The sequence below is a fragment of the [Actinomadura] parvosata subsp. kistnae genome (assembly GCF_900323885.1).
In the GTDB taxonomy this organism is placed as follows: domain Bacteria; phylum Actinomycetota; class Actinomycetes; order Streptosporangiales; family Streptosporangiaceae; genus Nonomuraea; species Nonomuraea composti.
Genome location: NZ_OOHJ01000005.1, coordinates 166,620 through 189,702, shown reverse-complemented (window position 1 = coordinate 189,702; position 23,083 = coordinate 166,620). Strand labels below are relative to the sequence as shown.

Below are 23,083 nucleotides of genomic sequence, written 5' to 3'. Positions count from 1 at the left end.
CGCCGGGGGCGCCGGGAGTCAGACGCCCGCCCTGGCGAAGTGGAACAGGCCGGCCGTCCTGTCGGTGGTGGTGGCCAGCAGCCGGACCGGCCGGCCGGACAGATCGACCACGACGACGTCGTACCCCTTGCCGTTGGGCCGCCAGACGGACAGGTGGTCGTCGTCCCACCAGCCCATCACCCGGTCCCCCGTGAACGGCACGGTCACCGTCGCGCCCCGCCCGGAGACGGGCCGCACGCACAGGTCGGTGCCGTCGGCAGTGCACCGGGCGACCAGCCGCGTGCCGTCCGGCGAGACGGGGTCGTCGTAGATCTGATCGGGGGCGTGGGCGTCGGGCAGGCTCCGCTGGAAGAGGCCGTTCAGGTCGTAGAGGCGGACGGTGCCGTCGGAGGCCCACAGCCCGACGGAGCCGCCTGCCCAGAACAGGCGCTGGACCCTCTCCGGCGAGTCCTCGATCCGCACCACGCGGGCTGTGGCCCGCTCGACGTCGATGATCGCGAAACCCGGCCTCGGCCGCGCCTCGTCCTGCGCCTTCGGCAGGTCCAGCGTCACCAGGCCGTACTTCCCGTCCGGGGACCACCGGGGCGCGTACGCCCACACGCCCGGCTGGGAGGAGAGGGTGACGACCTCCTTCACCCCGGTCGTGCGGTCGATGATCGCGACGGTCTTGGGGCCTTCGTCCGGGTTGTAGTTGTTGAGCGCCAGCGCCGTGCTCCCGTCGGGCGACAGGACATATGGGTAGCTGTACTCCTTGTGGCGCTTGAAGGTCCGCGAGCCCTTCTCGCGGATGTAGACGCCGTTGCCGCCGTAGTACGAGACGAGCTTGACGGGGTCGTCGTCGTCCTCGTAGACCCGCATCGTCGTGGACGGGACCCGGAAGCTCTCCTCCGACTGGGCGAAGGTGGCGGCGGCGGTCGGCCCCGAAGGCTCGCCGTTCCGGGGAGCGGCGGATGCCGGGGCCGACGGCTTGCCTTGCGGGGCGGCGAAGGGGCCGAGCGCCAGGGCGAGCGCCGTGAGCGCCGCCGCGACCGTGACGGCGACCGCTACCACCCGGACACGGACCTTTCGGGCCTTCGGAGCCGCCAGGACGATGCCGGATGCCTCCTGCGGGGCGGTGCCTGGGGTTCCGGGCGGGGTGGTGCCGGGCGGGGTGGTGCCGGGCGGGGTGGTGCCGGGTGACATGCCCAGCAGCCGGGCCAGTGCCTCGCCCGCCGTGGGTCGCCGGGCCGGGTCCTTGGCCAGGCAGTCCGTCACCAGCGCGCGCAGGGCCGGGTCGTCGATCTCGCCGACGTCCGGCTCGGCGGTCAGGATGCGGCCGATCACCGCCGGGAGCTGGTCCTGCCCGAACGGGTAGCGGCCCGACGCGGCGAACACCATCGTGCCGGCCCAGGCGAACAGGTCGGCGGGCGGCCCGGGAGTGGCCTGGCCGAACTGCTCGGGCGCCATGAACGCGGGCGTGCCGACCACGCTCCCGGTCAGCGTCGAGGTGAGGTCGAGCGCCCTGGCGATGCCGAAGTCGATCACGCGGGGGCCGTCGGCGGCCAGCAGGATGTTGGCCGGCTTGAAGTCGCGGTGCACGATGCCGGCCTGGTGGATGGCCGCCAGCGCGGTAACGGTGCTGATCGCCAGGCGGTGCAGGGCCGCTCCCGTGCGCGGCCCCTCCGCCCGCACCACCTCGGCCAGGGTGGGGCCGTCGACGTACTCGCTGACGATGTAGGGCCGCCCACCCTCCACCAATCCGGTCTCCAGGACCTGCGCGGTGCAGAACGGCGCCACCCGGCGCGCCAGCTCCACCTCGCGGACGAACCGCTGCGCCGCCTCGGCGTCGCCCGCCAGGTCGGCGCGCAGCAGCTTCACCGCCACCCGCGCGCCGCCGGCGGTGGTGGCGAGGTAGACGGTGCCCTGCCCGCCCTCCCCGAGGCGGCCGATCACGGTGTGGCCGGCGATCCGCTCCGGGTCGTCCGGACGTGTCTCCTCGGGCTCCGGCATCCGACAATCCCCCGTGTGGCGTTTTCCGCCATTCTGGTGACGATCATCCCCGATGTCGAGCGCCTGGCGGGCCGGGTGCCGCGCCCGGCACCCGGCCCGCTTCTCAGCGCTGGCTCGGCTCAGGAGGCAGGGACGTGGTGGTGGCCACCGGCAGGTCGGGCGAGCGTGGCGGCACGATGTCCACCCGCGCGGAGGCGATGTCGAAGTAGAGCCCGACCAGCTTCAGCCGGCCCGCCGCGACCTGCTCGTCCACCCCGGGGTAGGTTCTGAGGTTCTCGAGCTGCTGCTGCACGTTCAGCCGGCACAGCACGTCGAGCCGGTCGCCGGCGTCGTCGCCGCCGAGCCCGGTGAGGCTGAGGTCGCCGTGCTGGAGCCAGCGGCTGAGCTGCGGCAGCTCGGCGGTGGCGGCCGGCCCGGCAAGCAGGGCGGCCATCGCGCCGCAGCCCGAGTGCCCGCAGACCGTGATGGTGTGCACGCCGAGGACGCGGGTGGCGTACTCGATGGCGGCGGCCACCGAGTCGTCGCTCGGCGCGGCGCCCGCGCGCGGCACGAGGTTGCCGATGTTGCGCACGGTGAACAGGTCACCGGGCCCGCTGGAGGTGATCAGGCTGGGCATGAGCCGGGAGTCGGCGCAGGTGATGAACAGGTGGGTGGGCTGCTGCTTGGCGGCCAGCTCGGTGAAGATGGGCCGCACCAGCGGCGCCGTGCGCCGGTGGAACTCGTCGGCGCCCCACGTGAGCCGGCACTCCACGCTCGTGGAGGCGTCGGAGTCGCGGTGCGTCCACGGCAGCCACCAGCGGCCGGCCGCCTTGGGCGGGCTCTTGGCCGGGGACATGCGGGCGCCGCTGGCGGCGATCGTGTACCACTCGTCGTGCAGCTCGTCGATGGTGACCGTGCCGCCGAGGCGCTCGTGGTCCTGACGCCAGTTGTGGATGGCCTCGAAGGCCGCGTTGTCCATGAAGTCGATGTTGAGGTCGAGGTCGACGGCGGCGCCGGCCGGGATCTCGCGCAGCTCCTGGGTGAGGCGGGGCACACCGAGGAAGGTGAGCGAGCCGGAGACGGTGGTGTGCAGGCGCCCGTCGGGCTCCTCGCGCTTGTCGATGGTGACCCGGGTCAGGCGGCGCAGCGCCAGCAGCGCGGCCAGCGCGAGCCCGGCCAGCACGCCTTCGGCCAGGCCGACCAGGATCACGCCGGCCATGGTGATCACGTAGACGGGCACCTCGTTGTGGCCGTGCACCTTCCGGATGTGGCCGAGGCTGATCGTCCTGATGCCGATGAAGACGAGCAGGGCCGCCAGGGCCTCCATCGGGATGAGTTGGATCGTTCCACCGAGGCAGAGCGCGAACAGCAGGACCCACACGCCGTGCAGGATGGCCGACCAGCGGGTGCGCGCGCCGGCCCGGATGTTGGTGGTGCTGCGCACGATCACGCCGGCCACGGGCAGCCCGCCGAGCAGGCCGCTGACCACGTTGGCGACGCCCTGCCCGGACAGCTCGCGGTCGAGGTCGGCGCGGGGGCCGCCGTGCATGCTGTCGGTGGCCACGCAGCACAGCAGCGACTCAGCCCCGGCCAGCAGGGCGATCAGCAGGACGGCTCCGGCGACGTGGTGCCAGTCGCCCTGCGGCAGCTCCGGCGGCGCCCAGGAGGCGATGGCGCCGGTCAGGTCGATGCGGGTGACGTTCCAGCCGAACAGCCACGCGGTGCCGGCGGCCACGAGCAGCGCCGCGAGAGGGGCCGGGATCGCCCGGATGTGCTTGGGCAGCCGGCCCCAGACCAGCAGCACCAGGATGGTGAGCACGCCGACCATGACCTTGTGGCCGTGCAGGTTCATCAGCTGGCCGGGGAGCTGCGTGATGTTGGCCAGCGCCGAGTGCTGGGAGCTGCCGCCGAGCACGACGTGGAGCTGCGAGAGGGCGATGATGATGCCGACGCCGGCCAGCATGCCGTGGACGACCGCGGGCGAGACGGCCAGCGCGGCGCGGGCCGCCTTGAACACGCCGAGCAGCACCTGCACGGTGCCGGCGAGGATGGTGATCACGCAGGTGGCGCGCCAGCCGTAGGTGTGCACCAGGCCGGCGATCACCACGGTGAGGCTCGCCGTCGGGCCGCTCACCTGCACGGGCGAGCCGCCCAGCCAGCCCGCGACGATGCCGCCCGCCACGGCGGCGATCAGGCCGGCCGCGAGGGGCGCGCCGGCGGCCATGGCGATGCCCAGCGACAGGGGCACCGCGACGAGGAAGACGACGAGTGACGCCGGAAGATCGTGTCTGAGAGTCCGCATGACGCTACTCTCCGTATCCGTATTCATACGGCAAACCATAATGCCGAAGCCATGGTCCGCCGGACGTCCGGCGAGCGCGCCGGGCGGTGTTCGCTACCGGCGCCGATGAAGGGATCCCGGCTTATTGCTCGGTGAGTGCCAGCTTGACCCCGAGTGCGACGAACGCGGCCCCGAAGCCGCGCCGCATCCAGGTCAGCACGCCGGGGCGGGAGACGACGTGGTTCCTGACGGCGGCGGCGCACAGGCCGTACCCGGCGAAGACCACGAAGGTCAGGAGCATGAACACGGCGCTCAGCTCCAGCATGCGGGCCAGCGCGGCGGGCTCCCCGGCGCTGACGAACTGCGGCAGGAACGCGAAGAAGAAGATCGACAGCTTGGGGTTGAGGATGTTGACGAGCACGCCGTCGGCGATCACGCGCAGCGGGGTGCGCGGCTCGGCCGCCCGCTCGACGTCGAGGGCGCCGCGCTCGCGCAGGGTGTTCCAGGCCATGTAGAGCAGGTACGCCACGCCCGCGTACTTGATGATCTCGAAGGCGACGGCGCTGGCGTGCAGCAGCGCGGCCAGACCGGTGATGGCGGCGGCCATGTGCGGGACGATGCCGAGCGTGCAGCCGGCGGCGGCCACGACGCCGGCCCGGCCGCCGCGGGACAGGCCGGCGGCGAGCGTGTAGAGCACGCCCGTGCCGGGGGTGACGACGATGACGAGCGAGGTCAGCAGGAACTCGATGCTCACGGACGGCGGCCTTCCCGGGGGTTGGTGTCCCCCGGGAGCCAACCATTCCTCCGACTCTATGTCAACATCTATTGGTTTTAGTGAGGCCAGGCGTCGCCCCAGTCCACGTCGCGGGCCTCGCGGTAGAGGTCGCCCTGCCGCTTGGAGACGATCACGTCGCACAGCCCGTCGCCCTCCGTGCACAGGCGCAGCGCGACCACGCCCTTGCGTTTCTGCGGATGGCGCAGGACGCGGGCGGCCGGGCGCGGCCACGTGCCGGTCGTGGCGGCCACGTACGAGAACTTCTCGTCCTCGAAGCTGAGCGTGCCCGCCTTGATGCGGCGGTGCAGGGACGTCCGGGGCAGGCGCACGGAGAAGTGGCACCAGTGCCGGCCCTGCCGGATCGGGCAGGCGCCGTCGTGCGGGCAGGGGGCGACGATCGTCCGGCCCTGCGCGGCGAGCACATCCCTGGCGGCGGCGACCGTGGCGTGCCCGGCCGGGGTGCCGGGCTCGATGATCACCACCATGGCGGCGCCCTCCGCCAGCCACTTCACGACCCCCGGGCGGTCCCGCTCGGGGAGCTCGCCCAGGGCGTACGACATGGTGACCAGGTCGGCGGGCGGCCGGTCGAGGCCCGCGGTGATGGGCGCCTGGCGCCAGGTCGTGGCGGGCAGCGGGCGCGGGCCGCCACGGGCCAGGCGGCGGCCCAGGTCGATGACGTGCGCGTCGTGCTCGACGACGGTGACCCGCTCGACGGACGGCCAGATGCCGGCCGCCGCCCAGATCGCCGCCCCGGTGCCGCCGCCGGCGTCGAGATGGCTGCAGGGCTCGAAGCCGGGGGTCAGCATGGCGGCCTGGCGCAGGGCGGCCGCGGCGGCGGCGTACGTGGCGGGCATGCGGTAGGCCGCGTAGGCGGCGACGTCGGCGCGCGTCCGCAGGTGGTTGCCGCCCTGGGAGACGCCCGCCACGCGGTAACGCTCGGTGAGGCGGGTCACCGCGTCCGACAGCTCCTGGGGTGTGAAGCGGGCCAGGGCCTGGTCGAGGGCGGTTCTGAGGTCATCGGGGAGCATGGCGGACGGTCACCTGACGTGCGGGGAGGGGCGGGACTGCGGGGAACGGGGGCATGAAGGCATGCTGAAGGGCTCCTCGGAGCGAAGAGGGAAACGGTCGGTTGGTTATGCGAGCGACCGCTTCGGACGAGGAGCATTCGCCCGCCGGCACGAGCCCGACGGCGACCGGCTACAGCGTGGCGCGCCCTCGCCGGGAAGCGGCGGCACGGACCTTGGCGAGGCGCATACGGACCCCCATCAATCGCGCGAAGACAACCGTGGACATTATCGGCCATGCCGGGCCGGCTGCGGTATCGCCCCCTCCGACCTTTCGCACCACCTGGGCAGGCACTCACCCTTGGTGGCCAGGCATGGGGCCTGGGCTTACTGTCCTGCGGCGGCCTGGCAGCCGGTGCGGAAGAGCCGCCAGAACGCCAGCGCCGCCTCCTCGCTGGTGCCGCCGTCCGCGACCCAGTGGGCGATCACGCCGACGAGCGCGCCCGCCAGGTACGCGGCGTGCATGCCCACCGGCACGTCCTCCCACCCGGCGGGGCGCCGGCCGTCGGCGAAGCGGCGCGCCAGCTCGTCGGTCAGCCGCTCGCGCATCCGGGCGGCGAAGCGGGCGCTGCCGTGCGCCCCGAGCATGCGCCGGTAGAGGGCGGCGTTGACGGCCACGTGCTCGAACAGCTCCACCAGCGGCCCCGGCGCCCGCTCGCGCGGCGCGTCGAGCGGGCACAGGGCGGCGGCCCTGGCCACGGCGGCGACGGCGTCCTCCATGGCGTCGGTGACCAGCGCGTCGACGTCGGGGTAGTGCAGGTAGACCGTCGCCCGGTTCACCTCGGCGCGCTTGGCCAACGCGGACATCGTGATGGAGGTGAGCTCCTGCTGCAGGGCCAGCTCCAGCATGGCCGCCTTGAGGCGGGCGCGGGTGCGCTGGGCGCGTGGATCGTCGGGGTTCACGCCCTTCACTATACGACATTCATCGCTTACGCGACATGTGTTGACTATTCAACATTTGTCGCTTATCTTGGGCGGCATGAGAGTGGAGATTTGGGCGGACGTCGTCTGCGGATGGGCTCACATCGGGAAGCGCCGCATGGAGAAGGCGCTGGCCTCCTGGGAAGGGGAGCCGGTCGAGGTGGTCTGGCGGCCGTACCAGATCGACCCGTCCGCGCCCGTGCGCGCCGTCCCCATGGCCGAGCTGCTCGCCGACCCCGTGGCCGACGAGGCGTTGCGGGCCTGCGCGCCCGGCCTCTCCCCCGCCGAGAACCGGGCGCGGGTGGCCCAGGTGGCCGCCGACGAAGGGCTCGGGGAGCAGTGGGGGTCCGGGTGGCGGGCCGGCACGCTGGAGGCGCACCGGCTGATCGCGCTGGCGTACGAGAAGGGCGGCGCCGAGCTGCAGGACCGCGTGGTGGAGCGGGTGCTGCGCGCCCACTTCGTCGACGTCCAGGACATCAGCGACCTCACCGTCCTGACGGCCATCGCCGCCGAGGCGGGCCTGGCCGAGGAGGCCGGCTACACCGGCCGGCCCACCCTCGGCACCCTGCCCGGGGCCGAGCTGGTGCGCGAGCTGCTGCTCGTCGGCAAGGCCAAGGGCGTGCGCACGTCCCCGACGATCGTGGCGAACGGGCTCGCACTGGAGGGCGCGCAACCGCCCGCGACGCTGCGCGAGTTCCTTGAGGACGCCGCGCGGCACACGCCCCGGCGGCTGCCCGACGAGGTCGAGCGGCTCCGGTACGCCGAGTCGCTGCTCGACCAGCGCGACCCCCTCGGGTCTTTGACGCTGCTGCGCCCCCTGATGGCCGCGCACGGCGACGACCGCGGGGTGCGGCTGCTGGCGGCCCGCGCGTACTTCGCCTCGGCCCAGCTCAACCGGGCGCGCACGGCACTGGAGTCCCTGGTGGCCGAGTCACCGGACGACTCCTACGCCCGCCACCTGCTGGGCCGCACCCTCCAGCGCCAGGGCCGCCACGAGGAGGCCGCCTCCCACCTGACCCTGGCCGCCGTCATGACCCCGGACTACGCGACCGGCTGACCCCACCGCCTCCTCAGGGCGGGGGACGACGTTCCTGGGGAAGGTCTCCCGTTCCCCGAGGTCCACCCTGCGGATTAGGACGAGGATCCTGAATCGCCTCCGGCGGAATCGTTTCGGGGGAGGAAGAAACCGCCGGGCCGCGACGGCACGCTTGGATCATGATCAAGATTCGGGCGGTGCCCCTGAGGAGACGCCGTAGCGGCAGGCGCACGTGGCCGGTCATCGCCGTCATGGCGGCGGTGCTGGCGGCGACGGCCCCGGCGGCTTCTGCTGCCGGGATCGACCAAGACGACGGACGACTGGCGTGGCGGGACTGCGCGGGCGAAGGCGTGCCCGCGCAGATGCGGTGTGCCTCGATCGAGGTGCCGGCCGACTGGTCGAGGCCGCAGGGGCAGAAGATCACGCTGGACGTGGCCCGCCTGCCGGCCACCGAGCCCGCCCGCCGCATCGGCAGCGTCGTGGGCATCTCCAGCGGCTACGGGATCCAGGAGCCGGCCCGTTCCGCGGCGGACCTCGCCGAGCTGCGGCGCAGGTTCGATCTGGTCGGTTTCGACACGCGTACCACCACGTGGATCGCGCACATGCCCCAGGCGTGCACGCAGCCCGGAGCGTCCCTGCACGACCCGCGCGACGCGAAGGACTTCGCGGCGCTGGCGGCGGCGATGAGCGACGCGTTCGAGCAGTGCCGGAAGGCGGACACGACGGGCCTGTTCGCACACCTGGACGGCCTGTCGATCGCCCGGGACACCGAGGCGATCCGTGAGGCGCTGGGCGAGGAGCGGGTGAGCTTCATGGCCGGCGGCATCGGCGGGACGGCGGCCGCCGCGTATGCCAGGCTGTTCCCGCAGCGGATCCGGGCCATGTACGTCGACGGCGTCAACAACCAGGTCGAGGGCTGGCCCGCGCAACGACTGCGCGGCCTGCCCGTGCTGCGCGGGATGCTCGGCAGGTTCGCCGCCTGGTGCGCGCGCACTCCCGCCTGCGCGCTGCACGGCCAGGACGCCGAGGCGGTGTGGCTCAAGCTGCTGCGGGACGCCGATCGCCATCCCATCCCGGTCACCTCGTCCTCCTACGGCGAGGGGAAGCTGACCGGCTGGCTGCTGACCTCCATCGTCCCCCTCGATCCCGGGCCGCGGAACGCCGACTGGCTCGCCGTCGCGGACGCGATGGACAGGGCGCGGCGCGGGGACGGGTCAGGATTCGCCGACCAGGCCCTGTTCACCGCGCGTCACGCGGCGACGCCCGGAGCGCAGGTGATGAGCTGCGGGGACGACCGCGGCTACACCGGTTACGCGCAGCTTGAGGACTTCCGCAGGAAGGCGCGGAAGATCGCGCCCGAGTACGCGGGAGCGGCCATCGACGCGCTCGGCTGCGCGGGCTGGCCGCTGCCGGTCGCCAACCCGTCCCGCCCCCTGCCCACCCGAGGTCTGCCGCCCTTCCTCGGGGTGGGCACCACGTGGGTCGACCACACCTCGACCGACAGCTTCACCAGCATGATCCCGGGATCGGTGACCGTCCCCTACGACGGGCCCGGCCACGTCATGTACCTGTCGGGCAAGAAGTGCCCGATCCGGTACGCCACCGCGTACCTGACCGACCTGACCCTCCCGCGGCCGGGCACAGGCTGCCCCGCCGAGTGAGGCGGAAAATGTCGGTGCGGTGCTGTTCCCTTCGTCGGTAGGGCCTCCGGACGAAAGGATCACCATGAACACCGTGACTTCCCGCGACGGCACCCGCATCGCCTTCACCCGGACGGGCGAGGGGCCCGCGATGATCCTGGTGGACGGGGCCATGTGCGTGCGCGGCGCCGGCCCCTCCGACGCGCTGGCGGCGGAGCTGGCCAGCGCCTTCACCGTCTACACCTACGACCGGCGCGGCCGGGGCGAGAGCACCGACGCCCGCCATCCCGACACGGGCGGCACGGCCGAGGAGTGGGCGCGGGCGAGTGTCGAGGCGGAGGTCGACGACCTGGTGGCCCTCGTCGGGCACGCCGGCGGCAACGCTCATGTGTTCGGCCACTCCTCGGGGGCGATCCTCGCGCTGGAGGCGAGCCTGCGGGGCGCGGGGATCACGGGGCTGGCGTTGTTCGAGCCGCCGCCCGCCGGGGGCGACGCGGACGCGGAGCTGCTGGAACGGCTGCGCGAGCTGGTGCGTGCGGGCCGCAGGGGCGAGGCCGTCGAGGCGTTCCAGGCGGCGATCGGGCTGCCGCAGGAGATGATCGCCGGGATGCGCGAGTCGCCGTTCCGGGCGGTGCTGGAGGGCATCGCGCCGACGCTCGCGTACGACACGGCGGTGGCGAACGGCGGGGATCCCGCCCGGTACGCCGGCGTCACCGCGCCGGTCCTGGTGCTCGACAGCGAGGCCAGCCCCGGCCTCCTGCGTACGGCGTGCAGGGACATGGCGGAGGCGGTGCCGGGGGCGGTGCGGCGGAGCCTGCCGGGCGGGTTCCACGACGTCGAGGCGGGGGTGATGGGGCCGGCGCTGATCGAGTTCTTCGGCAAGGCGGGGTGACGGCCGCGAGGGGTGCTCGTCCTTCCCCGGTGGTCTATTGAGGGAAAAGTCGGTGTGGCGCTACTGGAAGCGCCAAGATCGCTACGTATAGTGATGGCCGATGGCACTCCGTGATTACAGGGGGAGATCATGAGAAAGAGCCTCACCGCCACCGGCGGGGCGCTGCTCGCCGCGGCCGTACTGTTCGGCACGGCCGGCTCCGCGGCCGCCGACGACGGCAAGGACTACGTCTGGTCCGAGTTCTGGGCCAAGCACCCGCACCACTGCGGTCTGGGCATGAACGACGACTCGACCTACCAGCACGTCACCAAGCACGGTGTCTTCGCCGGCACCCGCGACGCCGACGTCTGCAAGGCCTTCGAGTCCAAGAACTACAGGGAAAACTGGGCGGGCGACGACGACGACGATGATGACGATGACGACGACGACAGCGATGTCACCGTCGACTGACGAAAGCTGAGCTTTCGGCGTACGGCTGTCCCGGTACCCGCCTCGCGCGGGGCCGGGACAGCCGCCGTTTCCGGCCCGATGCGGGGCATGGCCCGATCACAGAGCGGCCGTGGGCCGCTTTCCCCGGTGGGGTGGGGGGTGGATAGCCTGATCGGATGCGACTCGGTGTGAATGTCCCCAACTTCGGCCCCGGCACCACCCCGGACGTGCTGCGGCGCTGGGCCCTGACCGTCGAGGGCCTCGGTTTCGACCTGCTCATGGTCTCCGACCACGTCGTGATCACCCCCGACGTCGCCGAGCAGTACCCCCCGCCGTTCTACGAGCCGTTCACCACCCTTTCCTGGCTGGCCGGCGCGACCACCGGCATCACGCTCGGCACGACGGTGCTGATCGTCCCTTATCGTCACCCGCTGCTCGTCGCCCGGATGGCGGCCAACCTGCACGACCTCAGCGGCGGCCGGCTGGTGCTGGGCGTCGGGGCGGGGTGGGCGCGGCAGGAGTTCGAGGCGCTGGGGGTGGCGCACGAGCGGCGCGGCAAACTCACCGACGAGTACCTGGCCGCCATGCGCGACGCGTGGGCCGACGAGCGCGACTACCGGGCCCGGGGCGGCGTGCCGCTGTGGATCGGCGGCGGCAGCCCGGCCGCGCTGCGCCGGGCGGTGCGCTTCGGCCAGGCGTGGCATCCGCTCAGGAACACCCTGCCCTGGCTGCGCGAGACGTGGTCACGCCTTCAGGACATCGCGGCCGAGCAGGAACGGCCGGCGCCCGCGCTGGCCCCGCGCATCCTGCTGCGGATCACACCCAAGCCGGTGACGGGCGCGGAGCGGCGGGCCGGGGAGGGCACGATCGAGCAGGTCGTGGAGGACCTGGAGGAGCTGCGCCTGCTGGGCGCGGAGACGGTGGTGCTGGACCCGTTCCACGAGGATCCGGCGGAGACGCTCCGCCCGGAGGCGGCCTGGGAGATGCTGGCCGCCGTGGCCGCCCGCCGGCCCGCCTGATCCCGCCTTCCGGCTCGTCGCCCGGCCGCACGCCGGGCCGTTCGTGTCGCGCCGCACAGTGAGCGTACGCTCGCATGATCCACGCGGCTGATAGCCTTATGCCGTAAGGCATTGTCCGCCCCCGGGAGTCCCGCGTTGACCGTCTTCGCAGGTCAGGGTGATGCGCGACGGTCGATGGCGTTGTTGTGGCGCGGCGGCGAGCAGCCGGAAGAGGTGCGTCCCGGCCCCAAGCCGGCCCTGAGCGTCGACGTGATCGTCGAGGCCGCGATCGAGGTGGCCGACCGCGAGGGCATGGCCGCGCTGTCCATGCGCAAGGTCGGCGAGCGGCTGGGCCGCACCGGCATGGCGCTGTACACGTACGTGCCGAACAAGGGCGAGCTGATCGACCTCATGTACGACCGGGTGCTGGCCGAGCTGCCCACGAAGTACGACGTGAGCGCCGGCTGGCGCCCGGCCGTGGCCTCGTGGGCCGGGCACACGCTGGACTTCTACCTGCGTCACCCCTGGGTGCTGCAGGTGTCGCAGGCGCGGCCGGTGCTGGGGCCGAACGAGTTCGCGGCGCTGGAGAGCGTGGTGGCGATCCTGCGCGGCACGGGGCTGGGGCCGCGCCGGACGCGCGGGGTGGTGGCGCTGCTGTTCGACTTCGTCCGGGGCGCGGCGAGGACCGTCACGGAGTCGCGCCTGGCGCCCTCGGCCACCGGGGTGTCGGACGAGGAGTGGTGGCGGACGCGCTCGCACCTGCTGGAGGAGGTCGCGCCCGGGTTCGCGGAGCGTTATCCGATGGTGGCGTGGGTGGAGTCGCAGGACGACGAGGCGGGCGAGGACGACACGTTCACGATGGGCCTGAACGTGCTGCTCGACGGCCTCGAGGCGACCATCGCCAAGGGCTGAATTATGCCCCCCGCAAAAAATTCACTGAGCTTCTTGAACAGCCGGTATATTCTCCCGTGAAATAGCAGCCCCCGCCGCCGAGCACTTCCGGGAGGTGTATTCATGGGATACGCCCCATTTGTGATCGGCGTCCTGGGAATCTTCGCCACCTTCCAGGCACCCAGCGCCCTGGTGACCTGCGACAGAGGGGCCACGGGAGAGCTGACCGTCCAGTCGCCATCGGTCGTCATGGCGGATTCGCCCGGCGCGGCCCGGTTTCATGTGCGGCTCGACATCAGCAACGTCCCCGCCGCGCGGCAGACTTTTCCCGGCGGGGAAATTCACGGCATACCCACTCAGGTCACCGGCAACGTGACATTGTTTCTGCAGCCCGGCGAAAAACCGGAAATAACGGTCCCTCTCAGCGGGACGGCGGCGGGCGATCGCATTTTCATGACCGGCCACGGAACGCTGGACCCCGGGAAAGCCGCTCCGGGCATGTATCAACTCCACGCCACGAACCTGGCCATCTCCGTCCCTTCCGCCGGACCTTGCCGGGTCAGCGACACCGAGCCTGTCGGCGAGTTCTTCATGCAGCCGGGCCGCGCCCCGGCCGGCGGCGAGAGCCACGACACCCTCGTGGCGGTGATCCAGCGCCTCATGATGGCCCTCGTCATCGTGGCGGCCGGCGTCTTCATCTACACGAACAGGCCGGAGAGGCTCAGGCGCGATCGACGCCCGCACACCGCCGGCCCGCCCGCACCCACGCACATCAAAGAGCCCGCCGGGTTCGAAGCCCGGCCGCACCTGCGCTTCTTCCGGACGTTCGCGTCGATGACCGCCGGCGGCCTGCTCACGCTCGGGCTGGCCGTGAGCTGTGTGATCGACCGGCACACGACCGTGGAGGATCTGCCGCGCCTCCCTGGCCAGCCGTCCGCGCCCGCGCCGCCACCCCCGCCTCCGGCAGGTAACGCATGACCGAGGACCCCCGCCTTCTGCCGGCCTGCCGGCGTCAGCGCGCGGCGCTGCTCGTCCTCGTGTCGCTGCACATGGTGGTCGCGCTGACCATGGTGATCAGCCTGGTCCGGCCCCGGCAGGTGGACATGACGGCCCTGGACATCCCGGGGCTGGAGGAGCTGGTGACGCTGGCCGGCCTGTACGTGCACTGGCCGTACCCGCCCGGGTGGGCGCTGCTCGCGGTCCTGTCCGCCGTGGCATGGGGGCACTTGCGGTACGCGAAGCGCCGGCAGGTCCCGGCGGACCGTCGTGCGGTGCTGGCTCGGCGCTACCGTCGGGCACTCCTCGCGGTGCTGCTGGCGGTGCCGGCCCTGAAGTCCCCGCTCATCGTCGACCTGATCATGTGGCCGGGGGCCTGGGCGACGGCCTTCCTGGTGTGCGTGCCCACGACCGTCTACGCGCTGGGGCTCGTGCACTGCGCGCAGCGTTTCCGCCGGATGCCGGTGCCCCTGCTGCTGGGCGGCGCGGGATGGGGGGCGATCGTCGCCGGCGGGTTCGGCGCGACGATGAACGAGTGGTGGTCGGACTTCTCCCTCCTGCACTTCCCGCTCCCCGACAACGTCCTGGACGTCACGTACCTGAAGAACATCGGCCTGCCGATGATCTCCGGGTTCTTCGAGGAGCTCGGCAAGGGAGCGGGGGTCGCGATCCTCTTCCTGCTGTACCGGCGGCACGTCGACTCCGTCGTCTCCGGCATCGTGCTCGGCGCCGCCGTCGGTCTCGGCTTCAACTTCGGCGAGAGCCTCACCTACATGGCGTACTTCGACGGCGCGAGCGCGGGCTTCCACTTCTGGGGCCGGCAGGTGGCCGGGCTCATGGCCGCGCACACCGCGTTCACCGCCGTCGTCGGCGCCGGCTTCGGCATCGCCCGCCAGCTGCACAGCCGCTCGCAGCAGGTCACCACGATCGCCCTCGGCTTCTGCGTGGCGGCCGGCGCGCACTTCTGCAACAACAGCATGCTCGACTACGTCGGCAAAGAGTCCCACAAGTGGTTCACCGTCAACGACACCGTGCACGCCCTGGTGCTGACGCCCGCCCAGTTCCTGCTGTTCCAGGGCCCGCTGGTGGTCCTGTACGTGCTGCTGCTGCGCCGCGGGCTGCGCAGCCAGGAGGGCGGCCTGCGAGTGGCGCTGGCCAACCTGCCGGACGCCGCCCGCGCCGCGATCACCGAGCCGGAGGCGGCCGTGCTGCTCTCCCCCGCCCGGCGCTTCCGGCTCAAGGTGGACGCCCTGCGCGCCGCCGGCAGCCCGCGCCACGGCATCGCCGCCTACCGCCGTCTGGCCCGCCTGCACGCGGCCCAGCTCGACCTCGCCACCGACCACTGGCACCGGCTGCGCGGCGAAGCCGACCCGCTCGCGCCGGACGAGGCGACGTCACGAGCCCGCGTCCAGGCGGTCAGGGCCGCCCTCGCCGGAGCCGGCCCGTGAGCGCCTCCACCACCGACCTCCAGGCCCGAAGGACTTGCCGATGAACGAGTGCGCGCCGCGGCTGCTGGCGCGATGCCTGCTCACCGCCATGGCAGCGGCGTGGGTCCTGCTGCTGGGCGCCTCACCGGCGGCGGCCGGCTGCGGCAGCATCACGTACGAGCAGCGCCAGGCCGACCCGGCTCCCGCTGAGCCCGAGAAGAAGTTCCCCGCACTGAACTGCGACCAGTCCGTCCCCGCGGCCGCCGCCGCTCTCGCCTGCGCCCTCGGCCTGACCGCCACCGGCTTCTACGCCTGGCGCCTGCACAGCGCCGGCGCCGCACCGGTCGCGCCCGTGGGGCAGGCGAAGACCGAGGTCGTCGGCCCGGGCGAGGTCAGGGTCGGCGACGTGGACGGCGACGTCGTCATCCGGGGCGGCACCCTGGTGGGCCAGGTGTCCGGCACGGCGGTGATGGTGGACAACGCCACCTTCATCGGGAAGGCCCAGTATGTGGTCCAGATCGGCTACCGCAACGACGTGGTCGGCGACATCGCTGAGGGCGAGAACGTCGTCCAGGTCGGCCGCCGTAACACCGTGCTCGGTGACGTCGCGGGCAAGCTCGTCCAGGCCCGCTCGGTCATGGGCCGGATCCTCACCAAGGGCCGCAAGGTGTGGCCGCTCGACTGACGACCGGAGCTCACCGGCCAGCCGCACGCCTGCGACGGGCCGTCCCTCCGCGAGGGCGGGCGTCACCGGGCGTACGGGGCTAAGAGCCGCCCCTCCGACGGGCGTCACCGGGCGCACGGCGGCGAAGGACCTCTCTGCGAGGACGGGCGCACGGGGGTGAAGGGCTGAGCCTCCGCGAGAAGATCACTGGCGGGCTGCCAGGCGGGTCGCCAGCTCGGCCTCGTCGCGTACGAACCACAGGTGCTCGCCCCGGTTGGCCTCGATCATCCAGGCGCGCACCGCGTCGCTGGCGGCGGCGTGCCGGGTGGTGTCGCCCACGATGGCGAGGCCGATCCGGTAGTTGGCGAACTTCTGCGTGATCTCGCCGGCCACGCCGGTGCTCAGCTTGAAGAAGTCGGCGGGCAGCCGCTCGATCGGCACGGCCACCCAGCGGGCCCCGCTGCCCCAGGCGTCGCCGATGAGGTCGAGCACGTCGGCGGTGTTCTTCAGGGGCTCGCCGTCCGCGTAGTGGTAGCCGTCAGGCATGGGGGTCCTCCAGGAAGGTCATGATCTCTTGGGTTTGCGGGGGCAGGAGGTGCCCGGTGCGGGGCAGGACGCGCACGTCGGCCCCGGGCACGGTGCGGGCCAGGCGGCGCCCGGTGTCGCGGGAGTCGAGCAGGCTGTCGCGCTCGCCGGCGATGACCAGCACCGGCATGGCCAGTCGGCGCAGCTCCTCGTCGGCGAAGAGGGGCACCTTGCCCCGGCGCGGCCGAAAGTGCCGATGCACCAGCAACACGAACGCCCCCAGCTCACCGCCCAGCCCGCCGGCGGTCTCCCCAAGCGTGGCGGCGTGGGGGCCGAGGAGCAGGTGCAGGGTGCGGCGGCGGCCTGCCTCGCCGCCCAGCGCCGCCAGCGGGAGTGCCCGCAGCAGGGGCAGGACGCGTTGCCTGCCGATGCCGCTCGGGCACATGAGGACGAGCCGTTCGACCCGCTCGGGCCGCTGGGTGGCGTAGGCGAGGGCGATCCAGCCGCCGAGCGACACGGCGGCGATGGAGGTGCGCTGCACGCCGAGCCCGGTCAGCACCTCGTCGAGCCAGCCCGCGTGGATGTCCGGGTGGAGGGGCGGGCGGGATAGCGCGCTCAGACCCGGCTCGCCGAGGAGGTCCACCGCGTGGACGCGGAAGCGGCGCGCCCAGGTGGCGACGTCGCCCAGCCACATGGCGCTGTTGGCGGCCGAGCCGTGCAGGAGCAGCAGCGGCGGCGCCCCGGACGGCCCGCACGTCACGGCGAACGTCTCCCCCAGCGCGGTCGGCACGCGCACCTGCTCGTGCGGCACCGGCCAGTGCCCGAGCAGTTCCCGGTAGCGGTGCTCGACGGCCTGCCTGCCTTCCGGCGCGGAGTAGACGCCGCCCATCAGGCCCGTACCAGTGCGTCGATGAGGCGCAGCACCTGGGCACTGGTCTCCAGCCCGCCCAGCACGATGATCTTCAGGTGTTCGCGTTCCTCGTCGTAGACGAACTGCACGCGCACACCGTGCGGCTCGCCTCCCAGAGCCCCGGTGACCATGGTGCTGACGCGGTCCATGTCGCCCCGGCCGATGCCGTCGATCTGGACGATGCTCGACACCTCGGCGTGCCGGGGCCGGGTGGCGGGCGCGGCGGCGACGGGCAGGCCGGTGAAGGAAGCGAGGTCCTGTTTCGTGATGCGGTACTGCTTGCCGATCCGTACGGCGGGCAGCCGCCCGTCCCGTACGTAGTTGCGCACGGTCTTGACGTGCAGCCCGAGCAGTTCCGCCACCTGCTCCACGGTGTAATGCTCCATAACGCTCCCTATTATGCCCGATGAAAGGGAGCGATAGGGAAGGTTCAGGCGTGCGGCCCGACGGTGACGGGGCCGATGGTGAGGCGCGGGCGGCCTTCCAGCACCTGGCCCACCCGCAGCACCTGCTCCTGCAGCTCCTCCTCCTGAGCCCGCGTGAGGTCGCGCAGCGGCTCCACCGTGATGTCGATCCGGCTGCCGGAGCGCCGCTGGTGCCAGACGCCGGCCACGTTCCCGTCGACGAGCAGCACGGGGAAGTTGCCCGCCTGACCGCCGGCCAGCGCCCGCCGGGCCGCGTCCCCGGCGTACAGGAGCTCGCGGGGCCGGCCGGCGACCACGTAAGCGTCGAAGTACGGCAGGAGCCGCACGCCTCTGGGCGGCTCGGCGGGCATCGCGGTGTCGCCCGCGAGCACGAAGGCGCGCCGGCCCGCCAGCCGCACCTCCTCCAGCTCGACGCCCTGGAACGCCGCGTTCGCCCAGCCGACGGGGCCGCCCGCCCACTGGGCGAACTCGGCGGGTGTGGCGGGCCCGTACGCCCACAGAAAGCTTCTGGCGAGCCAGGCGGGGCCGCCGGTGGCCGGGGGCGCGTCGGGGGCGGCGGTGTAGGTGACCTTGCGCCCGCGGCCCGCGCCGAACACGAACGCGCCCCGGTGCGCCGCCAGGTGCATGACCTGCCGCCACCGCGGCCAGTACGTCTGGAACGCGGGCATGACGAGGTCGCCCGCCCACGGCCCGGTGGCGGCGACGACCGCCTCGCTCAGCTCGTCCATCGTCAGCTCGGCGCCCTTGAGCGCGTCGCGGACGGCGGCCACCACCTGGTCGGTCTGCTCGTCGGTCATCCGCATGTACGCGGGACCGGGCTTGACGGGGATCGACGACAGGGCGTTCACCCAGTTGGGCAGGTCGCGGGCGGGCAGCAGGTGGACGGTGCCGCGCGGCCCGTGCGTCTTGACCAGGCCGCGCTCCTTCCACAGCGCCTCCCGGACGTGGGCCCGGGTGAAGCCGTTGAGGCGCAGCCCGACCGACAGCTCGGCGGCGGACATGACCTGGGCGTGCGCGCCGCACATGGCGGCGACGGTCTCCTCCGGGCCGCCGCCCTGCGCGGTGAGGAGCCCGGCGCGCTGCAGCCGCCGCGCGCTGACCTGGGGCCACGACAGTTCGATCACGGGTGGTGCCTTTCTTCCGTCCGACGACAACCACGGTAGAAGGCAATGCGGAAAGGTTCTTTCCTCGAAGGATCCCACCGTGAAAGTGGACGACAAGTGATTTTTCAGTCGATCCCACTAGTCTCACGGGTCATGATCCGCCTCAGCCCTGCTCTTGGGCCGCTCACCCCCCGCCAGCGCTGGCGACGAGCCCGGCTCCAGGCCTACTCCTGGACCCTCACCGGCGCGTACCGGCTGGGCGCCCTGCATCCCGCCATCTGGCGGATGGTCGCCCGTGGCTACCATCCCGCGCTCGACTGGGTGGCGGCCCGCCACGCCCGGGTGGCCTGCCAGTTCGCGGCGGTGGACGTGCCCGCCTACCGCCACTTCCTGCGCGCGCACGGCGCCGAGCGGGCGCGCGGGCTGGCCGACTTCCCCGAGACGACGAAGCAGAACTACGCCGGCGCCTACGACGAGGCCAGCCGCTGCCAGGAGGGCCGGCTGCACCGTCCCGGCGTGATCGTGGACGAGTCGTCGGGGTCGAGCGGCAAGCCGTACAACTGGGTGCGCGGGCCGCGCGAGCTGAAGGGCATCTACCGCAACGCCGCCGGCTACATCGAGCTGGTCTTCCCGGGGAAGCGGCTGTTCGTGATCAACGCGTACTCGATGGGGGCCTGGGCCACCGGCACGACCACCGGCGCCGCCATGGCCCGCATCGCGATGGTCAAGAACACCGGCCCCGACCTGGACAAGATCGCCGACACGCTGGAGCACTTCGGGCCCGGCTACGACTACGTGGTGGCGGCGTACCCGCCGTTCCTGAAGCATCTGCGCGACCGCCTCGACGAGGCGGGCTTCCCGTGGCGGGAGTACCGCATCCGGGGCATGGTCGGCGGCGAGGGCATGACGGAGGCGCTGCGCGACTACCTGGAGGAGCGCTTCGAGGAGGTCCGCTCGGGTTACGGCGCCAGCGACCTGACGATCGGGATGGGGGCGGAGAGCGGCTTCAGCGTACGGCTGCGCAAGCGCCTGGCCACCGACCAGCGGCTGCGCGACCTGCTGCTCGGGCCGGGCGAGCAGCGGCTGCCGATGATCTTCCACTACAACCCGCTGGAGACGTTCCTGGAGGTGAACGCCGACGGCGAGCTGCTGTGCACGATCAACACCAAGAGCTGCCTGCAGCCCAAGCTGCGCTACAACGTCGGCGACGAGGCGCGGCTGCGGACGCTCGCCGACGTGCGGCGGGCCCTCGGCGACGACGAGTACGCGCGCATGTGGACCGACGAGCGGATGAACCTGCCGCTGCTGTTCCTGTTCGGCCGCAAGGACTCGACGATCTCCTACATGGGGGCGAACCTCTACCCGCAGGACGTCGAGTACGGCCTCTACCAGGGCAACCCGTACGCCGCCGCGATCCACCGCTTCTGCCTGTCGCTGGAGGAGCTGCCCGGCCTGGAGTACCGGCCGGTGATCAACCTGGAGGTACGCGGCGAGGTGGACGAGCGGGCGCTGGCCGAGATCTGCCGCAAGGGCGTCGTGGCGCACCTGAGCGCGGTCTCGCGCGACTTCGCCGAGTCGCTGAAGGAGGACCCGACGGCCGCCGACCTGCGGATCAGGGTGTTCGGGCCGGGCGAGGGGCCGTTCGCGGGGCTGACGAAGATGAAGAACGTCTATCTGGTGAAGGACGCATGAGGACCACCGATTTCAGCAGGACACCGCCGCAGGGGCAGGCGACGGCGATGTTCGTCGGGGCGACCCGCTACCGGGGGCCGCTGTCGATCCTGACGCTCACGCTGACGTGGTTCCGGATGGTGCGCGACATGAAGCGCATGCGCGGCTACCGCTGGCACAAGATCTACTGGGAGTTCCCGTACACGCTGGGCACGCTGGCCTTCTTCGAGGACCGCGACGCGCTGCTGCGCTTCGCCCGCACCCGGCACCACCGCAGGCTCATGCGGTGGGTGACGGACGGCACGAAGAACGCGACCGGCGGCTACATCCGGCTCTACAACGCCGAGCCCGAGGGCTACAGCAACGGGATCTGGCGGGCCGAGGGCGGCGAGATGGCGCACATCGAGACGTTCACGCCGCTGTCCACCGAGCCGGGCGGCGGCCCCGCGGTGCGGCGCCCATGATCCCCGTCGAGTCCCGGCGGGACCTGCGCGACTTCCTCACCTTCACCGACGAGCTGTACGCGGGCGAGGAGCGGTTCGTCCCGCCGTTGCGCGCCACCGTGCGCGGGTGGCACCGGCGCGGCGTTCGCCTGTTCCTGCTGCGGCGGGGCGGGCGGGTGGTCGCGCGGACGACGCTGCACACCGACGCCGCGCTGGATGCCCGGCTGGGGCGGGAGACGCAGTTGTTCGGGCTGACCGAGTTCGCCGAGGAGGCGGCGGAGGAGCTGTTCGACGGGATCTGCGCGGCGGGGGCGGCGGCGGGCAGGAAGGCGGTGTTCGGGCCGGTGTCGCTGCTGCCGAACCAGGCGGGCGGGGTGATCACCTCGGGGTTCGGTGAGCGGGGGTTCATCGACAGCGCCTGGAACCGGCCGTACTATCCGGCCGCCTACGAGGCGTACGGGTTCGGACGGCGGTTCGAGTCCGACACGTGGATCTGCCCGGTGCCGCCGGAGCCGGTGTTCGCCTTCGACGACGCCCGCATGGAGGCCGAGGAGCTGCGGGTGCACCGGGGGGATCGGCGGCGGGTGCGCGAGCAGCTGCCGATCCTGCGGGAGATGCTGAACGCCAGCTTCGCCCAGCTCGGCTACTACACCGAGATCTCGGCCGGGCAGCTCGCCGAGCAGACGGACGGGCTGGCGTACCTGCTGGACGAGGCGCTGCTGCTGTACCTGACGAAGGCGGGGCGGCCGGTGGCGTTCGTGCTGTGCCTCCCCGACATTTCGCGATTTATCGCGAAAATTCGTGGGAACCTGCACTTTTTCCACCAGCTCCGGCTGCTCGCCACCCGCTCCCGCTACCGCCGCGAGGCCGTGCTCATCGTCAAGGGCACCGTCCCCGGCGAGCAGGGGCACGGCTACATGCGGCTGCTGTCACGGGAGCTGCACGAAGGGCTGCGGCGCGGCGGCTACCACACGCTGCGCAGCACGTACGTGGAGCGCGACAACCCCGGCTCGGCCGCGCAGTACCTCGCGATGGGCGGGCGGCCCCTGCACGGCTACACCTTCTACGACAAGGACCTCCCGTGAGACAGCTCCGGGCACTGGAGCCCGACTTCTGGCGCGCCCCCAGCGCGCACAACACCCAGCCGTGGACGCTGACCTACGGCGACGGGCAGGCGGCCGTCGGCTGGGACCCGGCCAGGGCGCTGCCCATCAGCGACCCGACGGGCCGCGACCTGCGGCTCAGCCTGGGGGCGTTCATCGAGTGCTGCCTGATCGTCTGCGCCGACGCGGGCCTGCCCGTCGCCTACCGCCCCGACCCGGGGCCGCTGCGGGTGGGCTTCCTGTACGGGGCGGAACGGCCGTACCAGACGCCCTTCACCACGGCGGACGTGCGGGCCCGCGGCGCCAACCGCGGCGAGTACCACGCCGGGCGGCTGCCGGACGACGTGGCCGGCGCGCTGGAGGGGACGCGCCGGCTGCCCTGCCGCGACCTGGCGGACCTGCTGCACGCCGCGGACCTGCACCAGTTCGGGGACGGGGAGGTGACGCGGGAGCTGCGCGCCTGGCTGCGGCTGACCCGGCGGCACCGCCGCTACTTCCTCGACGGCCTCAGCGACCGGGCACTGGCACTCACCCGGCTGGAGGCGCTCGGCCTGCGGGCCTCGCTCGCTCTCTACCCGGCGCTGCGGCGGCTGGGGCTTCCCCGGGCGCTGGCCGGGGCGTCGAGAGGGCTGCTCGACTACGACGGGGACGTCCTCGTCCTGGTCGGGCCGGTGGAGGAGGAGGTCGAGATGGGGCGGCTGCTGATGCGGCACTGGCTGACGCTGTCGAACCTCGGATACACCACGCACCCGCTGAGCCAGATCATCGACTGCCCGGCCACCCGCCAGGAGCTGGCACGGCGCCTCGGCGTGGCCGACCCGCGCACGCTCCTGCACGTCGCCCGGGTGGGCCGGCCCCGGGCGCCCGCCACCCCGTCGGCCCGGCTCACCGACCACGAGACGCCTGCCCGGTCGTGAGCAC

Annotated in this window: 22 protein-coding genes; 13 read left to right on the top strand and 9 right to left on the bottom strand. The window is 72.7% G+C overall.

The genetic code is table 11. The features are described 5' to 3' along the window. Positions 1–18: 18 nt before the first annotated feature. From KIS93_RS02235 to KIS93_RS02215, 5 genes are all read right to left on the bottom strand, one after another. Positions 19–1,989 (bottom strand): WD40 repeat domain-containing serine/threonine protein kinase, encoded by a 1,971-nt coding sequence (locus tag KIS93_RS02235; RefSeq protein ID WP_080037829.1) that lies wholly within the window; start codon positions 1,987–1,989, stop codon positions 19–21. A 103-nt stretch (positions 1,990–2,092) separates the two neighbouring features. After that, a complete protein-coding gene (locus tag KIS93_RS02230; RefSeq protein ID WP_230466076.1) occupies positions 2,093–4,270 on the bottom strand; it encodes a SulP family inorganic anion transporter in 2,178 nt (725 codons plus the stop codon). Positions 4,271–4,391: 121 nt separating this feature from the next. Continuing rightward, on the bottom strand, positions 4,392–5,003 hold the full coding sequence (locus tag KIS93_RS02225; RefSeq protein WP_080037827.1) for a LysE family translocator: 612 nt from the start codon (positions 5,001–5,003) through the stop codon (positions 4,392–4,394). 77 nt (positions 5,004–5,080) lie between these two features. After that, a complete protein-coding gene (locus KIS93_RS02220) occupies positions 5,081–6,052 on the bottom strand; it encodes a small ribosomal subunit Rsm22 family protein (protein ID WP_080037826.1) in 972 nt (323 codons plus the stop codon). A 363-nt stretch (positions 6,053–6,415) separates the two neighbouring features. Further along, the gene (locus KIS93_RS02215; protein WP_186403537.1) at positions 6,416–6,991 is read right to left on the bottom strand and encodes a TetR/AcrR family transcriptional regulator; all 576 of its coding nucleotides are present in this window, start codon (positions 6,989–6,991) and stop codon (positions 6,416–6,418) included. Between the two features lie 76 nt (positions 6,992–7,067). On the opposite strand from KIS93_RS02215, the gene KIS93_RS02210 reads away from it, so the two are divergent. The 9 genes from KIS93_RS02210 to KIS93_RS02170 all read left to right on the top strand — a co-directional run bounded on the left by KIS93_RS02210 (position 7,068) and on the right by KIS93_RS02170 (position 16,003). Beyond that, positions 7,068–8,066: a DsbA family protein gene (locus KIS93_RS02210; RefSeq protein WP_080037824.1), complete on the top strand. Its 999-nt coding sequence runs from the start codon at positions 7,068–7,070 to the stop codon at positions 8,064–8,066. Positions 8,067–8,224: 158 nt separating this feature from the next. After that, the gene (locus tag KIS93_RS02205; RefSeq protein ID WP_080037823.1) at positions 8,225–9,706 is read left to right on the top strand and encodes an alpha/beta fold hydrolase; all 1,482 of its coding nucleotides are present in this window, start codon (positions 8,225–8,227) and stop codon (positions 9,704–9,706) included. Between the two features lie 64 nt (positions 9,707–9,770). Continuing rightward, positions 9,771–10,577: an alpha/beta fold hydrolase gene (locus KIS93_RS02200; protein ID WP_080037822.1), complete on the top strand. Its 807-nt coding sequence runs from the start codon at positions 9,771–9,773 to the stop codon at positions 10,575–10,577. A 129-nt stretch (positions 10,578–10,706) separates the two neighbouring features. Beyond that, positions 10,707–11,027 (top strand): hypothetical protein, encoded by a 321-nt coding sequence (locus KIS93_RS02195; RefSeq protein ID WP_080037821.1) that lies wholly within the window; start codon positions 10,707–10,709, stop codon positions 11,025–11,027. A 155-nt stretch (positions 11,028–11,182) separates the two neighbouring features. Further along, entirely contained in the window at positions 11,183–12,025 is an 843-nt protein-coding gene (locus KIS93_RS02190) for an LLM class flavin-dependent oxidoreductase (protein WP_080037820.1), read from the top strand. Positions 12,026–12,160: 135 nt separating this feature from the next. After that, positions 12,161–12,916 carry a TetR/AcrR family transcriptional regulator gene (locus tag KIS93_RS02185; RefSeq protein ID WP_080037819.1) on the top strand — a complete coding sequence of 252 codons (756 nt, stop codon included), beginning with the start codon at positions 12,161–12,163 and terminating at the stop codon, positions 12,914–12,916. Between the two features lie 120 nt (positions 12,917–13,036). Then, a complete protein-coding gene (locus KIS93_RS02180) occupies positions 13,037–13,873 on the top strand; it encodes a hypothetical protein (protein ID WP_080037818.1) in 837 nt (278 codons plus the stop codon). Beyond that, the gene (locus KIS93_RS02175; RefSeq protein WP_080037817.1) at positions 13,870–15,339 is read left to right on the top strand and encodes a PrsW family glutamic-type intramembrane protease; all 1,470 of its coding nucleotides are present in this window, start codon (positions 13,870–13,872) and stop codon (positions 15,337–15,339) included. The genes KIS93_RS02180 and KIS93_RS02175 overlap by 4 nt, the downstream gene beginning before the upstream one ends. A 40-nt stretch (positions 15,340–15,379) precedes the next feature. Further along, complete coding sequence (locus tag KIS93_RS02170; RefSeq protein WP_080037816.1) at positions 15,380–16,003, top strand: hypothetical protein; 624 nt, start codon at positions 15,380–15,382, stop codon at positions 16,001–16,003. A gap of 183 nt (positions 16,004–16,186) precedes the next feature. Here KIS93_RS02170 and KIS93_RS02165 read toward each other — a convergent pair whose 3' ends face one another. Genes KIS93_RS02165 through KIS93_RS02150 form a run of 4 tightly spaced genes read right to left on the bottom strand, consistent with a single transcriptional unit; the run spans position 16,187 to position 18,966 of the window. Continuing rightward, positions 16,187–16,528 carry a DUF4180 domain-containing protein gene (locus KIS93_RS02165; protein WP_080037815.1) on the bottom strand — a complete coding sequence of 114 codons (342 nt, stop codon included), beginning with the start codon at positions 16,526–16,528 and terminating at the stop codon, positions 16,187–16,189. Further along, positions 16,521–17,396: an alpha/beta fold hydrolase gene (locus KIS93_RS02160; RefSeq protein WP_080037814.1), complete on the bottom strand. Its 876-nt coding sequence runs from the start codon at positions 17,394–17,396 to the stop codon at positions 16,521–16,523. Before KIS93_RS02160 ends, KIS93_RS02165 begins: the two co-directional genes overlap by 8 nt. Continuing rightward, a complete protein-coding gene (locus KIS93_RS02155) occupies positions 17,396–17,803 on the bottom strand; it encodes a helix-turn-helix domain-containing protein (RefSeq protein WP_080037813.1) in 408 nt (135 codons plus the stop codon). The genes KIS93_RS02160 and KIS93_RS02155 overlap by 1 nt, the downstream gene beginning before the upstream one ends. 44 nt (positions 17,804–17,847) lie before the next feature. Further along, positions 17,848–18,966: a winged helix DNA-binding domain-containing protein gene (locus KIS93_RS02150; protein WP_222107178.1), complete on the bottom strand. Its 1,119-nt coding sequence runs from the start codon at positions 18,964–18,966 to the stop codon at positions 17,848–17,850. Positions 18,967–19,098: 132 nt separating this feature from the next. Here KIS93_RS02150 and KIS93_RS02145 point away from each other — a divergent pair, with 132 nt between their 5' ends. Genes KIS93_RS02145 through KIS93_RS02130 form a run of 4 tightly spaced genes read left to right on the top strand, consistent with a single transcriptional unit; the run spans position 19,099 to position 23,079 of the window. Then, entirely contained in the window at positions 19,099–20,637 is a 1,539-nt protein-coding gene (locus KIS93_RS02145; RefSeq protein ID WP_080037812.1) for a phenylacetate--CoA ligase family protein, read from the top strand. Next, positions 20,634–21,080 carry a DUF4188 domain-containing protein gene (locus tag KIS93_RS02140; RefSeq protein WP_080037811.1) on the top strand — a complete coding sequence of 149 codons (447 nt, stop codon included), beginning with the start codon at positions 20,634–20,636 and terminating at the stop codon, positions 21,078–21,080. The genes KIS93_RS02145 and KIS93_RS02140 overlap by 4 nt, the downstream gene beginning before the upstream one ends. Next, positions 21,077–22,144, top strand: a complete 1,068-nt coding sequence (locus KIS93_RS02135; protein ID WP_080037810.1) for a hypothetical protein — start codon at positions 21,077–21,079, stop codon at positions 22,142–22,144. Before KIS93_RS02140 ends, KIS93_RS02135 begins: the two co-directional genes overlap by 4 nt. Further along, positions 22,141–23,079 (top strand): nitroreductase family protein, encoded by a 939-nt coding sequence (locus KIS93_RS02130; protein WP_080037809.1) that lies wholly within the window; start codon positions 22,141–22,143, stop codon positions 23,077–23,079. The genes KIS93_RS02135 and KIS93_RS02130 overlap by 4 nt, the downstream gene beginning before the upstream one ends. The last annotated feature ends 4 nt before the right edge of the window (positions 23,080–23,083 follow it).